This window comes from Neisseria sp. HMSC056A03, from assembly GCF_001815685.1.
Classification (GTDB): Bacteria; Pseudomonadota; Gammaproteobacteria; order Burkholderiales; family Neisseriaceae; genus Neisseria; species Neisseria subflava.
Genome location: NZ_KV821666.1, coordinates 24,983 through 25,264 on the forward strand (window position 1 = coordinate 24,983; position 282 = coordinate 25,264).

Genomic DNA, 282 nt, shown 5'->3' on the forward strand with positions numbered 1-282 from the left:
ACTGCGAAATGAGAAAGGGAGCTACAACATCGTGCCCAAAACGTGATTATCGATGTTCATTGTAGCACTGCGAAATGAGAAAGGGAGCTACAACACTTCCAGCCAATTGTTGAAGCGGATAAGGATTGTAGCACTGCGAAATGAGAAAGGGAGCTACAACTTCTAAATCCTCCTTGTGGTGTCTCTCCTGATTGTAGCACTGCGAAATGAGAAAGGGAGCTACAACAATACGATACCGCCTGTTACGGCCTGCCTGATTGTAGCACTGCGAAATGAGAAAGG